At 45.3% G+C, this 16,035-nt stretch carries 17 protein-coding genes; all 17 read left to right on the forward strand.

Annotated features, from left to right (window positions below; translation table 11 throughout):
• Positions 1-43: 43 nt before the first annotated feature.
• Complete coding sequence (locus tag ASC49_RS04280; RefSeq protein ID WP_055461980.1) at positions 44-562, forward strand: flagellar basal body-associated FliL family protein; 519 nt, start codon at positions 44-46, stop codon at positions 560-562.
• Positions 563-572: 10 nt separating this feature from the next.
• Positions 573-1,544: a flagellar motor switch protein FliM gene (gene fliM / locus ASC49_RS04285; protein ID WP_055461981.1), complete on the forward strand. Its 972-nt coding sequence runs from the start codon at positions 573-575 to the stop codon at positions 1,542-1,544.
• Positions 1,545-1,553: 9 nt separating this feature from the next.
• Complete coding sequence (fliN, locus tag ASC49_RS04290) at positions 1,554-2,015, forward strand: flagellar motor switch protein FliN (protein WP_055461982.1); 462 nt, start codon at positions 1,554-1,556, stop codon at positions 2,013-2,015.
• 52 nt (positions 2,016-2,067) lie between these two features.
• Positions 2,068-2,409 (forward strand): flagellar biosynthetic protein FliO, encoded by a 342-nt coding sequence (fliO, locus tag ASC49_RS04295; protein WP_141656797.1) that lies wholly within the window; start codon positions 2,068-2,070, stop codon positions 2,407-2,409.
• Positions 2,399-3,157, forward strand: coding sequence for a flagellar type III secretion system pore protein FliP (fliP, locus tag ASC49_RS04300; protein ID WP_055461984.1), 759 nt, complete (start codon positions 2,399-2,401; stop codon positions 3,155-3,157). Before fliO ends, fliP begins: the two co-directional genes overlap by 11 nt.
• 2 nt (positions 3,158-3,159) lie before the next feature.
• Positions 3,160-3,429 (forward strand): flagellar biosynthesis protein FliQ, encoded by a 270-nt coding sequence (gene fliQ, locus ASC49_RS04305; protein WP_055461985.1) that lies wholly within the window; start codon positions 3,160-3,162, stop codon positions 3,427-3,429.
• Positions 3,429-4,211 carry a flagellar biosynthetic protein FliR gene (gene fliR / locus ASC49_RS04310; RefSeq protein WP_055461986.1) on the forward strand — a complete coding sequence of 261 codons (783 nt, stop codon included), beginning with the start codon at positions 3,429-3,431 and terminating at the stop codon, positions 4,209-4,211. The genes fliQ and fliR overlap by 1 nt, the downstream gene beginning before the upstream one ends.
• Positions 4,204-5,343 carry a flagellar biosynthesis protein FlhB gene (flhB, locus tag ASC49_RS04315; protein WP_055461987.1) on the forward strand — a complete coding sequence of 380 codons (1,140 nt, stop codon included), beginning with the start codon at positions 4,204-4,206 and terminating at the stop codon, positions 5,341-5,343. The genes fliR and flhB overlap by 8 nt, the downstream gene beginning before the upstream one ends.
• Before the next feature lie 54 nt (positions 5,344-5,397).
• Entirely contained in the window at positions 5,398-7,494 is a 2,097-nt protein-coding gene (gene flhA / locus ASC49_RS04320) for a flagellar biosynthesis protein FlhA (protein WP_211262010.1), read from the forward strand.
• Between the two features lie 98 nt (positions 7,495-7,592).
• Positions 7,593-8,933 carry a flagellar biosynthesis protein FlhF gene (gene flhF, locus ASC49_RS04325; protein WP_055461989.1) on the forward strand — a complete coding sequence of 447 codons (1,341 nt, stop codon included), beginning with the start codon at positions 7,593-7,595 and terminating at the stop codon, positions 8,931-8,933.
• A 122-nt stretch (positions 8,934-9,055) separates the two neighbouring features.
• The gene (locus ASC49_RS04330) at positions 9,056-9,775 is read left to right on the forward strand and encodes an RNA polymerase sigma factor FliA (protein WP_055461990.1); all 720 of its coding nucleotides are present in this window, start codon (positions 9,056-9,058) and stop codon (positions 9,773-9,775) included.
• 57 nt (positions 9,776-9,832) lie between these two features.
• Positions 9,833-10,213, forward strand: a complete 381-nt coding sequence (locus ASC49_RS04335; protein WP_425324508.1) for a chemotaxis response regulator CheY — start codon at positions 9,833-9,835, stop codon at positions 10,211-10,213.
• 9 nt (positions 10,214-10,222) lie between these two features.
• A complete protein-coding gene (locus ASC49_RS04340) occupies positions 10,223-11,017 on the forward strand; it encodes a protein phosphatase CheZ (protein WP_055461992.1) in 795 nt (264 codons plus the stop codon).
• Between the two features lie 15 nt (positions 11,018-11,032).
• The gene (locus ASC49_RS04345) at positions 11,033-13,342 is read left to right on the forward strand and encodes a chemotaxis protein CheA (RefSeq protein WP_055461993.1); all 2,310 of its coding nucleotides are present in this window, start codon (positions 11,033-11,035) and stop codon (positions 13,340-13,342) included.
• Positions 13,343-13,363: 21 nt separating this feature from the next.
• Positions 13,364-14,434: a protein-glutamate methylesterase/protein-glutamine glutaminase gene (locus tag ASC49_RS04350; RefSeq protein WP_055461994.1), complete on the forward strand. Its 1,071-nt coding sequence runs from the start codon at positions 13,364-13,366 to the stop codon at positions 14,432-14,434.
• The gene (locus ASC49_RS04355) at positions 14,434-15,171 is read left to right on the forward strand and encodes a flagellar motor protein (protein WP_055461995.1); all 738 of its coding nucleotides are present in this window, start codon (positions 14,434-14,436) and stop codon (positions 15,169-15,171) included. Before ASC49_RS04350 ends, ASC49_RS04355 begins: the two co-directional genes overlap by 1 nt.
• On the forward strand, positions 15,164-15,970 hold the full coding sequence (locus ASC49_RS04360; protein ID WP_055461996.1) for a flagellar motor protein MotB: 807 nt from the start codon (positions 15,164-15,166) through the stop codon (positions 15,968-15,970). The genes ASC49_RS04355 and ASC49_RS04360 overlap by 8 nt, the downstream gene beginning before the upstream one ends.
• The last annotated feature ends 65 nt before the right edge of the window (positions 15,971-16,035 follow it).

The raw sequence follows: 16,035 nt of genomic DNA on the forward strand, positions 1-16,035 counted from the left end.
TCATAGAATGTAACTCGCTAATTTGCATGAACAAGGGTTGTATATGGCAGATGAATTAGATGTTGGCGCTGAAGAAGGTAAAAAAGGCGGCAAAAAGAAGCTGATCATCATTATTGTGGTGGCGTTGTTAGTTCTTGGTGGAGGCGGTGCTGCGGCCTATTTTTTTCTGTTTAGTGGTGACGATTCAGAGGCGGCTGCAGAAGGGGAAAGCGCAGCAGCAACAGAGATGGTTCAAACCGACGGCCCTGCGATTTATTTAGACTTAGATCAGCCCTTCGTAGTCGACTTTTTGGTATCTGGAAAACAGCGTTATTTACAGCTTAATATGACGTTGAAATCACGTGATCAAGGCCAGATTGACGCGGTTAAGCTGCATATGCCATTGATTCGTAATAGCTTAGTATTGCTGTTCTCTAGTCAATCTTTCGATGAGTTGCAAACCATTGAAGGCAAGCAGAAACTTAAAAGCTCAGCCGTTGAAACGATTAATAATATCCTGACTCAAGAAACCGGTATGGGTGGTATTGAAGACGTATTGTTCACAAACTTTGTGATGCAATAGGGGCGGTTAGATGGCTGCGCAAGATTTATTATCTCAAGATGAAATTGATGCGTTATTACATGGCGCAGATGAAAAGCCTGATAAGGATGATAATGCCGATTCAGGTGGTATATCGTCTTATGATATTACCAGCCAAGAGCGTATTGTGCGTGGGCGAATGCCCACGCTCGAAATGATTAACGAACGTTTCGCGCGTTACACTCGTATTAGCCTATTCAATTTACTGCGCCGTACGGCTGATGTGTCATCCGGTGGTCTGCAGATTATGAAATTTGGTGAGTACGTACATACCTTATACGTACCAACCAGTTTGAATCTGGTTAAATTCAGGCCGTTACGAAGCACCGCTCTGTTCATTCTCGATGCCAAATTGGTCTTTAAATTGGTGGATAACTTTTTTGGTGGTGATGGACGCCATGCAAAAATCGAAGGCCGTGAATTTACACCAACAGAAATTCGTATCGTTCAGTTGATGCTGGAGCAAGTGTTTGTTGATTTAACAGAGGCTTGGGCGCCGGTACTAAAAGTTGACCTTGAGTACATCAGCTCCGAAGTAAACCCTGCTATGGCCAATATTGTGAGCCCGAGTGAAGTGGTAGTGGTATCTACTTTTCATATAGAACTAGATGGCGGTGGTGGTGAGCTACACATTACGTTACCTTATTCGATGATTGAGCCAGTTCGAGAGCTGCTTGATGCCGGTGTTCAAAGTGACGTAGATGAGAAAGATGAACGTTGGGGGAAATCTCTAGAACAAGATGTTCGCGAGTTAGATGTTAAGTTGCAGGTCAATGTCGTGAATAAAAAAGTCAGACTTGGCGATGTGATGAAATTTAAAGCTGGTGACGTTATCCCGATTGAAATGCCTGAATTGGTAACAGTTAGAGCCAATAATGTGCCCTCGTTTAGGGGTAAGCTAGGTGTCAGTAATGGACACTATGCCGTCGAAATGATTGAAAGTTGTAAGAATTCAAAAAATTAGGTTTTAGGTATGGCAGAAGAAACAAATCCAGATGCAGAAGGAATGGACCAAGACTTGGCGGACGAATGGGCTGCGGCCATGTCTGAGGCAGGCGATTCTGGTGGTGATGGTGGTGATCTGGATGATGAATGGGCTGCGGCCATGTCTGAACAAGATGTGAAACCTGTTCAACTTGACCAGTTAGGCTCGGCGCCAAGTGTTGCTGGTTTAGGCTCCGATATGGAGCTGATCATGGATATCCCGGTGACGCTGTCAATGGAGTTGGGCAACACAGAAATTGCCATTCGAAACTTACTACAACTGACCCAAGGTTCGGTGGTTGAATTAGATCGTTTTGCTGGTGAGCCTTTGGATGTCTTGGTTAATGGAACATTAATTGCGCATGGTGAAGTTGTGGTTGTGAACGATAAGTACGGCATTCGTTTGACCGATGTGGTCAGCCCAAGTGAACGCATTAAGCGACTGAAGTAATCCTTTGATGGTTCGATTAGCGGTTTTTTTTGTTTTGACTTTACTGCCTGTGATGGCGTTTTCAGAGCCTTATTCTGGCGGTATAAAAATGGCTGATGCTTCGTCTATTTGGCGAGTATTTTTGGCCTTGGCATTTTTGATTGTTTTGATTCCTTTAGTAATTTGGGGGTTAAAGCGTTTACAAGGCTTGCAGCATAAACTCTCTAAATCTGAGATTCAGATCATTGCATCACAATCCATTGGAACAAAAGAGAAGTTGATCTTAGTTGAAGTGCAGGGGAAGCGGCTTTTACTGGGAGCAACAGCTCACAGCATTACCTGTTTGAATGAGTTTGAGGCTAATGGAAATCAGTTTGCCGAATTGATGAATGAACAGTTAGCCAATGAAAAATAATCTTTCCAACTTTTGTCGAATGCTCTTTGCACTACTTTTAATAGTGCCAGTGTTTGCTTGGGCTGAGCCTGGCTTGCAGGCCATTACGGTAACAACGAACCCTGATGGCAGCCAAGAGTACACGGTAACCTTACAGATTTTGTTCATTATGACGGCGCTGACGCTTTTGCCAGCGGCCTTGATTATGATGACGTCATTCACTCGAATAATTATCGTCTTGTCGATTCTTCGTCAGGCAATAGGCTTACAGCAATCGCCCTCGAACCAGATCATGCTAGGAATGGCATTGTTTTTGACCTTGTTTATCATGACGCCTACCCTAGATAAAATAAATGAACTGGCTCTTCAGCCTTATCTCAATAACGAAATGACTTCGTTGCAGGCGGTAGAGGCGGCTTCAGGTCCTGTTCGAGAGTTTATGTTGGCGCAAACCCGTGAAGATGATGTGGCTTTATACGTAAAGCTTGCAGGTAAAGAAGGAGAGATTAACTCCTTGGATGAATTGCCTTTTACAATTTTGATGCCGGCGTTTGTTACCAGTGAATTGAAAACAGCATTTCAGATTGGCTTTATGTTGTTTATCCCTTTTCTAATCGTTGACATGGTCGTTGCCAGCGTCTTAATGGCGATGGGTATGATGATGCTATCACCAGTCATTATTTCTTTACCATTTAAAATTATGCTCTTCGTGATGGTGGATGGCTGGTCTATGATTATGGGTACATTAGCCGCGAGCTTCGGGGTGTAACGATGGATCCACAGGTGATTCTTGATCTTTATGGGCAGGGTTTTTACCTCATTGTAGTGATGGTTTCTGCGGTTATGGTGCCGAGTTTGGTGGTTGGTTTGATGGTGAGTGTCTTCCAAGCCGCGACGCAGATTAACGAGCAAACTTTGACGTTCTTACCACGATTCGTGGTAACCATTTTTGCCATCATGCATTTGGGACCATGGTTGCTGATGAGTCTAACGGACTTTTTCAATCAGCTATTTATTGACATCCCTATGTTGATCGGCTGATGTTGGAGCTCAATCCAGATCAGTTAATGTCGTTGGTGGTGAGTTTCTTGTTGCCATTTTTTCGAATTGGCGCATTCCTTATGGCGTTGCCCTTGTTTGGCAGTCAGCTAGTGAGCGTTCGTGTTCGACTGATCTTTGCTTTTATCATTTCTATTATTGTCACGCCAGTAATCAGCATTCCCGCCTACGACCCGATCTCCCCGGGTTTTATTTTGTTGATCGCTGAACAGCTTGTTGTGGGGATTGTGCTTGGCTTTGTTGTCAGTGTGCTTTTCCAGATTTTTGCTTTAGCGGGCCAGTTGGCAGCGATGAAAGCAGGTTTAGGCTTTGCTATGTCCAATGACCCTGCGAACGGTATAACGGTGGCAACGGTTGGCCAGTATTATATGACCATGGCTGGTTTGGCTTTTTTAGGTACCAATGGGCATTTGATCATGATCGAATATCTGGTTGAAAGCTTTCAATATTGGCCAGTAGGCAGTGGTTTTGATAGCCAGCGTTATTGGAATGTGGTGATGTTAGGTAGCTGGCTGTTTGAAAAGGGGTTGTTGGTTGTTTTGCCACTTGCTGTGGCTACTCTAATTATGAATATCTCATTTGGTATTGTGGCTAAGGCTTCTCCTCAGTTGAATATTTTTGCCATGGGATTTCCTGTCATAATGTTGTTCTCTTTGGTATTCATCTGGATCATGTTGCAAGACTTTTTGGATATCTATCGGTTATTCTTTCAAGAAATGACGACTTGGCTGCAAGATACATGGGGGATCAGCGCTAATGGCTGAGAACGAAGACGGCACAGAAAAAACCGAAGACGCCAGTTCCAAGAAGCTTCAAGACGCCCGTGAAAAGGGGAATGTGGCTCGGTCGAGGGACCTGAGCAGTGCGGCGCTTTTAGTGGTTTCAGCGCTGTCGATGTATATGGTCGGAATGCTCATCGTTGATGATTTGATGCGCTTATATACATTCAATTTCTCCCTTGCTCGGGAAGACCTATTTGATGTAGCGATGATGATTCGTCATTTATATGTTTCCATTATGGCTGCCATTGACTCATTAACCATCTTTATGCTGATTGTCGCTGTGGCAGGTATTCTGGGTAGCATTGCTTTAGGGGGCTTTAACTTCACCTTGCAGGCGGTAGCGCCCAAGCTTTCCAAGATGAACCCGATTACCGGCTTGAAGCGTATGTTTTCAGTTCAATCTCTGGTTGAACTACTAAAGTCGACACTAAAAATTCTGCTGGTTGGTACGGTGGCGGCATTTGTATTAATGCATTATTTGCCTACCTTGACCGGATTGGCCTTTGAAACTATCGGTACCGCTTTAAGTCATACTCTAGAAATACTGATTTGGGCGTTTATTCTAGTGTCATCTTCATTGATTATTATTGCCGCCATTGATGTGCCATTTCAGGCTTGGCAGCATAAAGATAAGTTGAAGATGACCAAACAGGAAGTAAAGGACGAATACAAACAATCTGAGGGTGATCCTCAGGTGAAAGGTCGAATTCGCCAGTTGCAGCGCCAGGCTGCTATGCGACGTATGATGTCCGATGTCCCTAAAGCCGATGTGATTATTACGAACCCGACGCACTATTCGGTTGCGTTAAAGTACGATCAGACAAGTGGTAAAGCTCCAGTCCTTCTTGCGAAAGGGAACGACTTTATTGCTTTGAAGATCCGGGAGATTGGCAATTTCTACGATATCCCTGTGATACAATCCCCCGCATTGACCCGTGCAGTGTATAAACATACCGAAATCGGTGATGAAATCCCTGAAGGCCTTTTCAAAGTCATCGCGCAGTTACTGGCCTATGTATATCAGCTCAGGTTAGCACGAAGCGGTGAAAAACCACCTGAGCGTATGCCCAATCTTGATGTGCCAGAAGAGTTTCAATGGAATGGGGATATTTGATTTTTATGTATCGAGGTATAAGTGGAGTTTGATCGTCAGCGCATAAGTGGACAGATGAGGGGGATCCTAAGTGGCAATTTAGGGGTGCCTTTTATTCTATTGGCACTGCTGGCCATGATGATTCTGCCGCTACCTGCGTTCCTGTTAGATGTACTGTTTACCTTTAATATTGCCTTGGCCATTGTCGTTTTGTTGGTGGCAGTGTACTCCCTAAGGCCTCTCGATTTTGCGGTTTTTCCAACCATTCTCTTAGTTTCTACTTTGATGCGTTTGGCGCTGAACGTGGCGTCTACCCGAGTTGTATTGCTTAACGGTCATGAGGGTGGGGATGCTGCCGGTAAGGTGATTCAAGCCTTCGGTGAAGTGGTAATTGGTGGCGACTATGTTGTTGGTTTCGTTGTTTTTGCTATCTTGATGATCATCAACTTTGCCGTAGTGACCAAAGGTGCAGGACGTATTTCGGAAGTAAGTGCACGTTTCACCTTGGACGCCATGCCAGGTAAGCAAATGGCTATCGATGCGGATTTAAACGCTGGCATGATTGATTCAAATCAGGCGAAACAGCGTCGTGATGAGGTGGCTGCTGAGGCTGAGTTTTATGGGGCTATGGACGGTGCCTCAAAATTTGTAAAGGGTGACGCTGTTGCCGGCTTAATGATTTTGGGGATTAACATCATTGGTGGTCTGGCTATAGGCACCATGCAGCATGGCTTGTCGTTTGTAGAGGCGGTTCAAGTCTATTCTCTGCTAACGATCGGTGATGGTTTGGTTGCGCAAATCCCCTCGCTAATGCTGTCCACCGCAGCTGCCATTATGGTAACCCGAGTGAATGAATCGGGTGATATGGGGCAGCAAATCTACGGCCAGATGTTTGCATCGAGCAAGGCTTTATATGTTGCCGCTGCGATCCTTACGATTATGGGGATTGTGCCGGGAATGCCGCATTTTTCATTCCTATCATTGGCTGCTGCTATCGCTGGTTTGGCGTACTTTCTTGAACATCGTAAGAAACAGAAAGCAACCGTTAGGTCGGCCGCTAAAGGGGCTGCCCAAGGTGACTCATCCGGGGCAGCGCAGCCGCCTGCTGAGAGTAAAGATCTTAGCTGGGAAGATGTTGCTCCAGTGGATATGCTTGGTTTAGAAGTAGGCTACCGCTTGATTCCTTTGGTCGACAAAAGCCAAGGCGGGGAGTTGCTCGCACGTATTAAAGGTGTGCGTCGAAAGTTATCTCAGGAGCTTGGTTTTCTTGTGCCGAGTGTGCATATTCGGGATAACCTAGATTTAATGCCTAACGCTTATCGCATTACTCTGATGGGGGTTAGTCTTGCTGAAGCCGAAGTGCACCCAGATAAAGAGTTAGCCATTGATCCCGGGCAGGTGTTCGGCACGATTGATGGTATTCCTGGCAAAGATCCTTCTTTTGGGCTTGATGCGGTTTGGATTGATGTGAAAAAGCGCGATCAAGCGCAAACCTATGGCTATACAGTAGTGGATGTGAGTACTGTTGTAGCGACGCATATTAACCAAGTAATGCAAAAGCATGCTTATGAATTGATTGGTCACGATGAAGTGCAACAGTTGCTGGGCTTATTAAAGCAGCACAATCCTAAGCTGGCAGAAGAGTTGGTGCCTAATACTGTGCCGCTGAGTGTGCTACTCAAAGTGCTGCAAAACCTATTGCAAGAAAGTGTGCCGCTACGGGATATGCGAACCATTGCCGAGGCGATTATGGGAGTCCAACCCAAGTCTCAAGATCCAATGATTTTAACCGCGGCGGTACGTACATCATTAGCTCGTATGATTATGCAATCGTTGGCTGAAGGGGTTGAGGAAGTGCCAGTTATGACTTTAGATCCTCAGCTTGAGAAAATGTTAATGCAAACCGTACAGCAGAGTCAGCAGTCTGGTATTAAAAATGAAGAGGCGCTTATTCTTGAGCCACAAATGGCCGAGCAGCTACAAAGATCTTTCCGAGAGCATGCGGAACAGCAAGAAGCCATGGGAAATGCTCCTATCCTCATAGTATCCGCACCTATTCGCCCAATGTTGGCGCGTTTTATGCGCTATGGAGGGGTTGGCATGTCAGTGCTTTCATATCAAGAGGTGCCTGATAATAAACGCGTCACGGTTGTTGCTGTCATTGGCCAGTGAAATAAGGAAAAGCATTGATTTTCGAGCTATATTTATCAAAACCTTTCGGGTAAGCTATGGATTTGTATGCATAAATAGACTTAAAGGACTGGTATTCAATGCAGTATAGGCGGTTTCGAGCTCCCGATATGCAAAAGGCGATACGTAAAATACGTGACGCTGTGGGGCCTGATGCTGTCATTATGTCCAATAAGCGGCTCCCTACTGGTGAAGTCGAGATCCTAATTGCTATAGATTACGATGGCTCTATGGCTCCTACAGCAAGCCATCAGAGTGCAGCGCGAAAAAGTGCTCCTGCTGCATCCACGAGCAGCCGAGCTGGGCAACCAAGCCCCTCATATCAAGAACGAATTGCACAAGCTCGCAGCTTAAGCGGAAGCGCTGCTTCTCCTAAGCCAAAAGGTGAAGCGTATGAGGTGTTTGAAGAGGCCCCCGTGGCTCAGCCTAACCTATATGCTGAACCAGAGCCTGCTATTCAAGAAGATCTATCTATTCGACCTCATACTCAAGAACGCCCTTCGCCAGATGAAGAGAAGCTTCGAGCAATGGAGAAAGAGCTCGAGCAAGTGCGTCGAATGCTTGAACAGAGCCAAGAAGATAAGCAGCAAGCCGCTGCTCAAGCTAGTGCGGTAAAACGCCAGACATATGATCAGCGACTGCATGAACAGCTAAAAACATTAGGCTTATCTGACCGTGTCATCGATAAAATTGTTTCCGATCTTTCTTTAACCGGGCGAGAGGAAGATTGGAAAAAAGCTCTGTCACATTTAGCTGATAGTATTCCTATTCGCTCTTCTACCGAAGCCTTCAGTGGTTGCATTGCCTTTATGGGGCCCACGGGTGTCGGTAAGACCACGACGATAGGTAAAATTGCCGCCCAGTATGTGCTGAAATATGGCTCACAAAGTGTGGTCCTGATTACTACCGATACATACCGTATTGCAGCACATGAGCAGCTAAGAACCTTTGGGCGAATCCTGAATGTACCGGTGGAAGTGGTTAATGAATACACTGATTTAAATGAAGTGTTGGATAAATATTCAAACTATTCATTAATATTGGTGGATACTGCAGGGATGAATCCACGTGATCGCAACCTTGAGCGCCAGCTAGCGATGATGAAGCGGGCTCGAGGATATCTCAAAAAACTGCTCGTTTTGCCTTGCACCAGCCAGCGGCAAGTTTTAAAAACAGTAGTAGATGTATATTCTCAAATTCAGCTTGATGGTTGTGTTCTGAGTAAGCTAGATGAATCGGCTTCTCTAGGCGAAGCCATTAGTGTGGTAATAGAAGAAGGTCTGCCTGTGATGTATGTGGCGGATGGTCAGAGAATTCCCGATGACATAGAGCCTGCTAGGGCGCATAACCTCATTAGTCGGGCAGTTTATACTGCTGAACAATTCGGTCAATTATATGGGGCGCTTAAGTATGGTAGTTAGTTTCGTAAAATTACGTTATTTGGCAGAGAAATTCTAAAGACTGTGTAGTACATTGATAACAGATGTACCTCAGGTACCAGATTTAGAGTTTTAGCGTATGACAACGCAAAGATGGATGTAGCATGTATACAAAGAAGGCGACGTTATCGATAGATGCGATTGTGCTGAAGTATGATTTTCTGGTTAAAAAAATCGCCTATCATTTGTTGGCTCGATTGCCAAGCAGTGTCGATATTGATGATCTGATCCAAGCAGGGATGATGGGTTTGATAGAGGCTTACAAACGCTTTGAATCAACCAAAGGCGCCTCATTTGAAACCTACGCCGGTATTCGTATTCGCGGAGCTATGATGGATGAGGTCCGAAAGAGTGATTGGGCACCTCGCTCAGTTCGTCGAAACAGCCGAGCGGTGAGTAGTGCTATTCGAGAAGTCGAATCCGTGAGTGGTCGAGAAGCGACGGATATGGAAGTAGCGGCTCACATGGGAATAAGTATTGACGAATATCATGAAATCCTGCATTCATCTATGTCTACTCAGTTGTTTAGCTACGAAGAAATGTTGGATAGTGAGACAGGTAGCCACGAACTGGATATAAAGGTTGAAGGTGAAACCAGTCAACCTGACCAGTTAGTTGCTGAAGCAGGTTTTCAATCCCAACTTGCACAGGAGATTGAACGTTTGCCAGAGCGTGAAAAATTAGTGTTATCGCTTTACTATAACGATGAATTGAATTTAAAAGAAATTGGTGCCGTGCTCGGTGTCAGTGAATCACGCGTCAGTCAAATACATAGTCAAGCTGCGATGCGACTGCGCTCAAGGCTTAGTGGCTGGCAAGATTAATGAATATGTTAGAAATGACTTTACCTAAGGGTTGTGGAGGTTGCATTGGATAAAAATATGAAAATCCTGATTGTTGATGATTTCTCAACGATGAGACGTATCATCAAAAATCTACTGAGGGATTTGGGATTTACCAATACAGTCGAAGCAGATGATGGAACGACTGCGCTGCCTATTCTGCAAACTGGCACAATTGATTTTCTTGTGACGGACTGGAACATGCCTGGTATGACAGGTATCGAACTTCTTCGAGCTGTTCGAGCCGATGAAAAACTGAAAACTATTCCTGTTTTAATGGTAACTGCTGAAGCGAAACGTGATCAGATCATTGCCGCAGCGCAAGCGGGGGTGAACGGTTATGTTGTTAAGCCTTTTACTGCAGTGGCCTTGAAGGAAAAAATCGAAAAGATTTTCGAACGTATCGATTCCGCAAAATAGGGGCTGTAAATGTCTAGTGAAAACGAGTCAAAACTTGGGGAATTCGAGTCAGTCGTAAAAGATGGCGCAGTTGATTTGCTAAATAAAATTGAGGTCGGTGATTTCAGTGGAGCAATCAAAGTTATCCAAGAATTAAGCGACGCTCGCCACAAAAGTTTCTATAACGAGGTGGGTTGTTTAACTCGTAGTTTGCATGATGCCATTCGAGATTTTCAAATTGACTCGGTAGACATGATGGTGAAAAGCGGCGTGTCTGATGTAGAAGCCGGTTCTCGCATTACGGATGCTTCGGATCGCTTGAACTATGTCATCGAAATGACTAGTTCAGCTGCTAATAAAACCATGGATATGGTCGATAGTAGTGTGCCAGTGGCCAGTGAATTACAGAGTCAAGCTCGAGAGTTACATAAAGACTGGAATCGTCTGATTCAGCGTGACTTAACTCCTCAAGAGTTTCGCGATTTGTATAAGCGGATTGATGCGTTTTTGAAATACACAGATGAAAGCGCCACTACCTTGCATAATAACTTGAATACCATCTTGTTGGAGCAAGGCTATCAAGATCTAACGGGACAAGTCATTACACGAGTTAATGAACTAATACGTGATGTAGAAGAGCGTTTAGTGCATCTTGTTTCTGTTGCCGGTCGGGTTGATAGTATCTCTGGTATCGAGCATGAGTCGGAGAACAAGGAACGTGATGACGATCGAGGCCATGGGCCAGCGATTAATAAGAATGATAACCCTGAAGTACTAAATAACCAGGACGAAGTTGACGATTTACTTTCGAGTCTTGGTTTTTAAAAGGAGCTGCTGCGGATGAGTTTCGAGGTCGATGAAGAAATTCTACAGGATTTTTTAGTAGAAGCTGGAGAAATCCTGGAACAGCTCTCAGAGCAATTGGTGGATTTGGAGCAAAATCCAGAGGATACCGCATTACTCAATGCGATCTTCCGTGGTTTCCATACAGTTAAAGGTGGTGCTGGTTTTCTCCAGCTAACTGCATTAGTTGACTGCTGTCACTATGCGGAAAACGTCTTTGACATCCTGCGTAACCATCAGCGTAAAGTTGACTCTGAGTTGATGGATGTTGTGTTACAGGCACTTGATGCTGTTAATGAGATGTTTGAAACCGTCCGCGCAGGCGGCGAGCCTGAACCAGCAGACCCTCAAATTATCGAATCGTTGAGTTACTTTGCTAAGCCTCAATCAGAGGATGAGTTAGAGGACGACGATGTTGAGGACGAAGAGGAAGATGAGTCTGTAGAAGACGCTTCAGAAGATGACAGTGCTATGGATGAGACGACTGAGGAGCCTACGAATGCTTCTCAGCATGATGATATTTCTGATGACGAATTTGAATCTCTCCTTAGTGCCTTAGGCTCCTCCGACGATGTTGCAGCAAGTGATGTTTCAGCGAGTAACAGTGAGTCAGCGTCTGACGACATTACAGAAGATGAGTTTGATGCGCTGCTAGACCAACTCCATGGTAATAGTGCACCAGGTATGGATGCACCTGCAGAAACGCCATCGGCGACAGGTTCTGCAGATTCTGATGACATCACCGAAGATGAATTTGAAGCACTGTTAGATCAGCTTCATGGTGGTGGAGCTCCAGGTGTTTCTGACAGTGATGAGGCAAGTGTTGAGGTTCCTAAAGAAGAAGCCTCGAAAGGTGATACGCCTGCGTCTTCTGAATCTGATCTCATCACTGAAGATGAGTTTGAACAGCTATTAGATAGCTTGCATGGCAAAGGCCAAGGTCCAAACTTAGCTAAAGACGAACCTGCTACTAATTCAGATCCTAAACCTGAGCCTGCTGCAGCAAAAGCTGAGCCTGAAAAGAAAGCAACTAAACCAAAAGCTAAAGCAGCGCCGAAGAAACCTGTAGCACCAGCTCCAAAACCAAAAGTAGAAAGTTCTGACGCCGAGAAAGAAAAATCTCAGCATGCGCCAGTGGTCCAAGAAACCACTGTACGTGTTGATACTAAACGTCTAGATGACATCATGAACATGGTGGGCGAATTGGTATTGGTACGTAACCGATTGGTTCGTCTAGGTTTGCAAAGTGACGATGAATCTATGGGCAAAGCTGTTGCCAATCTAGATGTGGTAACAGGCGATCTACAAAACGCGGTAATGAAGACGCGTATGCAGCCAATTAAGAAAGTATTTGGCCGTTTCCCGCGAGTCGTTCGTGACTTGGCGCGTAACCTGAAAAAAGAAGTCAACCTAGAACTTCGCGGTGAAGAAACAGATCTAGATAAAAACTTAGTTGAAGCCCTTGCCGATCCTTTGGTCCACTTAGTTCGTAACTCTGTTGACCATGGTGTCGAAGCTCCGGATGTTCGTGAAGCGAAAGGTAAGCCGCGAGTGGGTACGGTTATTCTCTCTGCTGAACAAGAAGGCGACCATATTTTGCTATCCATCGATGATGATGGCGCGGGTATGGATGCGGACTTATTGCGAAGAAAAGCCGTCGAAAAAGGCTTGATGGACACCGATAGCGCTGAACGACTATCAGACGATGAAGCCTTTAATCTTATCTTTGCTCCAGGTTTCTCGACAAAAGCTGAGATTACCGATGTATCTGGGCGTGGTGTGGGGATGGACGTTGTTAAGACGAAAATCTCACAACTGAATGGTACGCTCGATATCAAATCAGTATTAGGGCAAGGCTCGCGCTTCAGTATTAAAGTGCCCTTGACCCTTGCAATCATGCCGACCTTAATGGTTATGCTGAGTAATCAGGCATTCGCGTTCCCATTGGTGAGTGTCAATGAGATTTTCCACTTAAATCTTAAAAAGACAAATATTGTAGATGGTCAACAAGTAGTGGTGATCCGTGGTAAGACTTTACCAATCTTCCATTTAAAAGACTGGTTGATTAAGGGAGCTGCTTACGAGGAAAAACCGGCTGAGGCGCATGTTGTTGTCGTTCAAGTCGGAATGAATGAAGTTGGCTTCGTGGTGGATCAGTTGGTTGGCCAAGAAGAAGTAGTGATTAAGCCTCTTGGAAAAATGTTGCAAGGTACGCCTGGTATGGCGGGTGCAACCATTACAGGTGATGGCCGTATTGCCATTATCTTGGATGTCCCGAGTATGCTGAAATCCTATGCTTCGCGATAGACAAGTTATAGGAGCTGTATTATGCCAGTGAAGGTGCTGGTAGTTGATGATTCAGGTTTTTTCCGTCGTCGACTCGTTGAAATATTTAGTGCTGATCCACGTTTACAAGTTGTGGGGACAGCAAATAATGGCAGGGAAGCCGTTGATAAAGTTCAAGCTCTATCTCCAGATGTCGTAACGATGGATTATGAGATGCCAGTGTTAGATGGTATCTCTGCCGTAACCGAAATTATGAAGCGTAAGCCTACGCCAGTGTTGATGTTCTCTTCATTAACGCATGAGGGCGCACGGGTCACGTTAGATGCTTTGGAGGCTGGTGCCGTTGATTTCATGCCGAAGAATTTTGAGGATATTTCTCGTGATTCGGCGGTAGTAAAGCGCGCATTAGTTGATCGAGTATTAACGGTTGCGCGTACCCGTGTTGGGGCAAGCATTGCCCCCGCGGCGCGTGTAGCAACTAAGGTTGCTCCTCGTCCAATCGTTGTGAGTGGTGACCGTGGTGTTATTATTCCACGCGCCCGTAAAAAAGTAAGTTTAGTAGCGATTGGCACCTCTACAGGTGGACCTATGGCATTGCAGGCGGTGTTGACGAAATTACCGAAAGATTTTCCTGTGCCAATAGTTCTAGTGCAGCATATGCCTGCGGCATTCACTCATGCCTTTGCGGATCGTTTGAATAACATTTGTCAAATCAAAGTGAAAGAAGCAGAAGATGGCGACAAATTAATACCTGGTGTGGCTTTGCTCGCTCCGGGTGGCAAGCAAATGATGGTGGATCCTCGTAATGGTGGCTGTGTTCGCATACTAGAAGGTGACGAGCGTCTCAATTACAAACCATCTGTCGATATTACCTTTGGTTCTGCATCTAAATGTTACCCAGGTAAAGTGTTGTCTGTAGTGATGACTGGCATGGGGGCGGATGGTCGTGATGGCGCGCGAATGTTGAAAAATTCAGGCTCACGAGTTTGGATTCAAAGTGAAGATTCTTGTGTCATCTATGGTATGCCTCAAGCGGTTGAGAAAGCGGGGCTAGCCGATGATGTGATTCATTTGGATCATATTGGTGAGCGTATCGTGAAAGAGGTTGGCTAGTGGATTTATTGACGCTAGGTGGTTTGATCGTAGCTTTTGCTTCGGTATTCCTAGCGAACTGGCTAGGGGGGGGAGAAGTTGTATTATTACTTAACCTGCCTTCAGCCATTATAGTTATTGTCGGAAGTTTAGGTGCTGCTTTAGCACAGAGTACTGTCCATGAGGCTATTTCCGCATTACGCATGTTGTCATGGTCTTTATTTCCTCCTGTTTTCGACTTGGAAAGTAACCGAAGGACTATTAATCATCTCGCACATAAGGCAAGGCGCTTCTCGATTCTTGCATTAGAAAATGATGTGCAGGCGCTTAATAACGGTTTTGCCATACGTGCCATGCAAATGGCTGTAGACGGTGCTGATCCTGAGCTCCTCTCGGACCGCTTGCACGATGAAGCCGAGCGTATTCGTGATCAGCGCAGTGCTCATATTAGTTTCCTTGAATCTATTGGCGGTTATGCTCCGACCCTTGGGATTATGGGCTCGGTGCTTGGTTTGATTCAGGCAATGGCGAATTTAGACAGTCCTGAAGCGCTGGGCCATGGTATTGCTGTGGCATTTGTATCGACTCTATACGGACAAGGTTTTGCTAACTTAGTTATTTTCCCTCTCTGCCGTAAGCTTAATCGCTACGCTGATCGTGAATTATTAAATAATCAAATGTTTATTGATGGCATTCATGGTATTGCCATAGGAAAACACCCACAGCGCTTGGATTTGGAGCTAAGTGGCTATGAGTAATCCTAGACGCCGCCGCTCACGTAAGCGTGATGCGGATGCTCCGGGGCGCGATCGCTGGATACTGTCTTACGCTGATTTCATTACGCTACTGTTTGCTTTCTTTGTCGCCTTGTATTCTATCTCGTTAAAGGATGCCGGGGATCAGGAAGTGCTTAGTGAAACGCTTAATGGTGTTTTTGAGGCGGTACAAAAGTCTATAAAGCCTATTAATGTTGGTGAGCCTGTGGCTGGCCAGCCAGACAGTGAGCGTTTACTAGAGGTGGCACCGCCTGAAGAATCGGATGCGGACAACCCTCCTGGTGAAGTGGAGGGGCGTAGCCCCTTGTATGAGGCGTTAAATCAATCAATCAACTCGCAATTTCCTACCTTACAATCAAAGGGAGATATTGCTATCACCGAAGATGCTGATTGGATTACCCTAGACATGAAGGCTGCTTTGGTTTTCGATCAAGGGGATTTTGAACTGACGAATGAAGCGGTTGCTTTGATGATTGTCATTTCCAATATTTTGCGAGCATATCCAGCCCCAATTATGGTGTTGGGTAATACGGATGATTTACCCACAAACTCGACACGCATTCCATCAAACTGGCATCTTTCCAGCCTGCGTGCGGCCTCGGTTGTAGATGAGTTAGTATACCGTGGGATAAATCCTAAGTTGTTGGCACCAATAGGTTTTTCAAGTGAAAACCCGCAAGTCAGAAATACCAATGATTTTGCGCGGGCACAAAATCGGCGAGTAACGTTGAAAATTAGCAAGCATAGATCGGATAACTTGCACGATTACTTGTTTAACTAGCAAGTTAATGTATATGATTGTGGTGCAATAATTACGTAAATTTCTTGCATAGCATCTAAGGGGTC

Source organism: Marinomonas fungiae, assembly GCF_001418205.1.
Taxonomy (GTDB): Bacteria; Pseudomonadota; Gammaproteobacteria; order Pseudomonadales; family Marinomonadaceae; genus Marinomonas; species Marinomonas fungiae.

What these genes read in the sequence shown, in the direction of transcription:
- ASC49_RS04280 (WP_055461980.1), top strand. Translation starts at nt 44, where the DNA reads ATGGCAGATGAATTAGATGTTGGCGCTGAAGAAGGTAAAAAAGGCGGC.
- fliM (WP_055461981.1), top strand. Translation starts at nt 573, where the DNA reads ATGGCTGCGCAAGATTTATTATCTCAAGATGAAATTGATGCGTTATTA.
- fliN (WP_055461982.1), top strand. Translation starts at nt 1,554, where the DNA reads ATGGCAGAAGAAACAAATCCAGATGCAGAAGGAATGGACCAAGACTTG.
- fliO (WP_141656797.1), top strand. Translation starts at nt 2,068, where the DNA reads ATGGCGTTTTCAGAGCCTTATTCTGGCGGTATAAAAATGGCTGATGCT.
- fliP (WP_055461984.1), top strand. Translation starts at nt 2,399, where the DNA reads ATGAAAAATAATCTTTCCAACTTTTGTCGAATGCTCTTTGCACTACTT.
- fliQ (WP_055461985.1), top strand. Translation starts at nt 3,160, where the DNA reads ATGGATCCACAGGTGATTCTTGATCTTTATGGGCAGGGTTTTTACCTC.
- fliR (WP_055461986.1), top strand. Translation starts at nt 3,429, where the DNA reads ATGTTGGAGCTCAATCCAGATCAGTTAATGTCGTTGGTGGTGAGTTTC.
- flhB (WP_055461987.1), top strand. Translation starts at nt 4,204, where the DNA reads ATGGCTGAGAACGAAGACGGCACAGAAAAAACCGAAGACGCCAGTTCC.
- flhA (WP_211262010.1), top strand. Translation starts at nt 5,398, where the DNA reads ATGAGGGGGATCCTAAGTGGCAATTTAGGGGTGCCTTTTATTCTATTG.
- flhF (WP_055461989.1), top strand. Translation starts at nt 7,593, where the DNA reads ATGCAGTATAGGCGGTTTCGAGCTCCCGATATGCAAAAGGCGATACGT.
- ASC49_RS04330 (WP_055461990.1), top strand. Translation starts at nt 9,056, where the DNA reads ATGTATACAAAGAAGGCGACGTTATCGATAGATGCGATTGTGCTGAAG.
- ASC49_RS04335 (WP_425324508.1), top strand. Translation starts at nt 9,833, where the DNA reads ATGAAAATCCTGATTGTTGATGATTTCTCAACGATGAGACGTATCATC.
- ASC49_RS04340 (WP_055461992.1), top strand. Translation starts at nt 10,223, where the DNA reads ATGTCTAGTGAAAACGAGTCAAAACTTGGGGAATTCGAGTCAGTCGTA.
- ASC49_RS04345 (WP_055461993.1), top strand. Translation starts at nt 11,033, where the DNA reads ATGAGTTTCGAGGTCGATGAAGAAATTCTACAGGATTTTTTAGTAGAA.
- ASC49_RS04350 (WP_055461994.1), top strand. Translation starts at nt 13,364, where the DNA reads ATGCCAGTGAAGGTGCTGGTAGTTGATGATTCAGGTTTTTTCCGTCGT.
- ASC49_RS04360 (WP_055461996.1), top strand. Translation starts at nt 15,164, where the DNA reads ATGAGTAATCCTAGACGCCGCCGCTCACGTAAGCGTGATGCGGATGCT.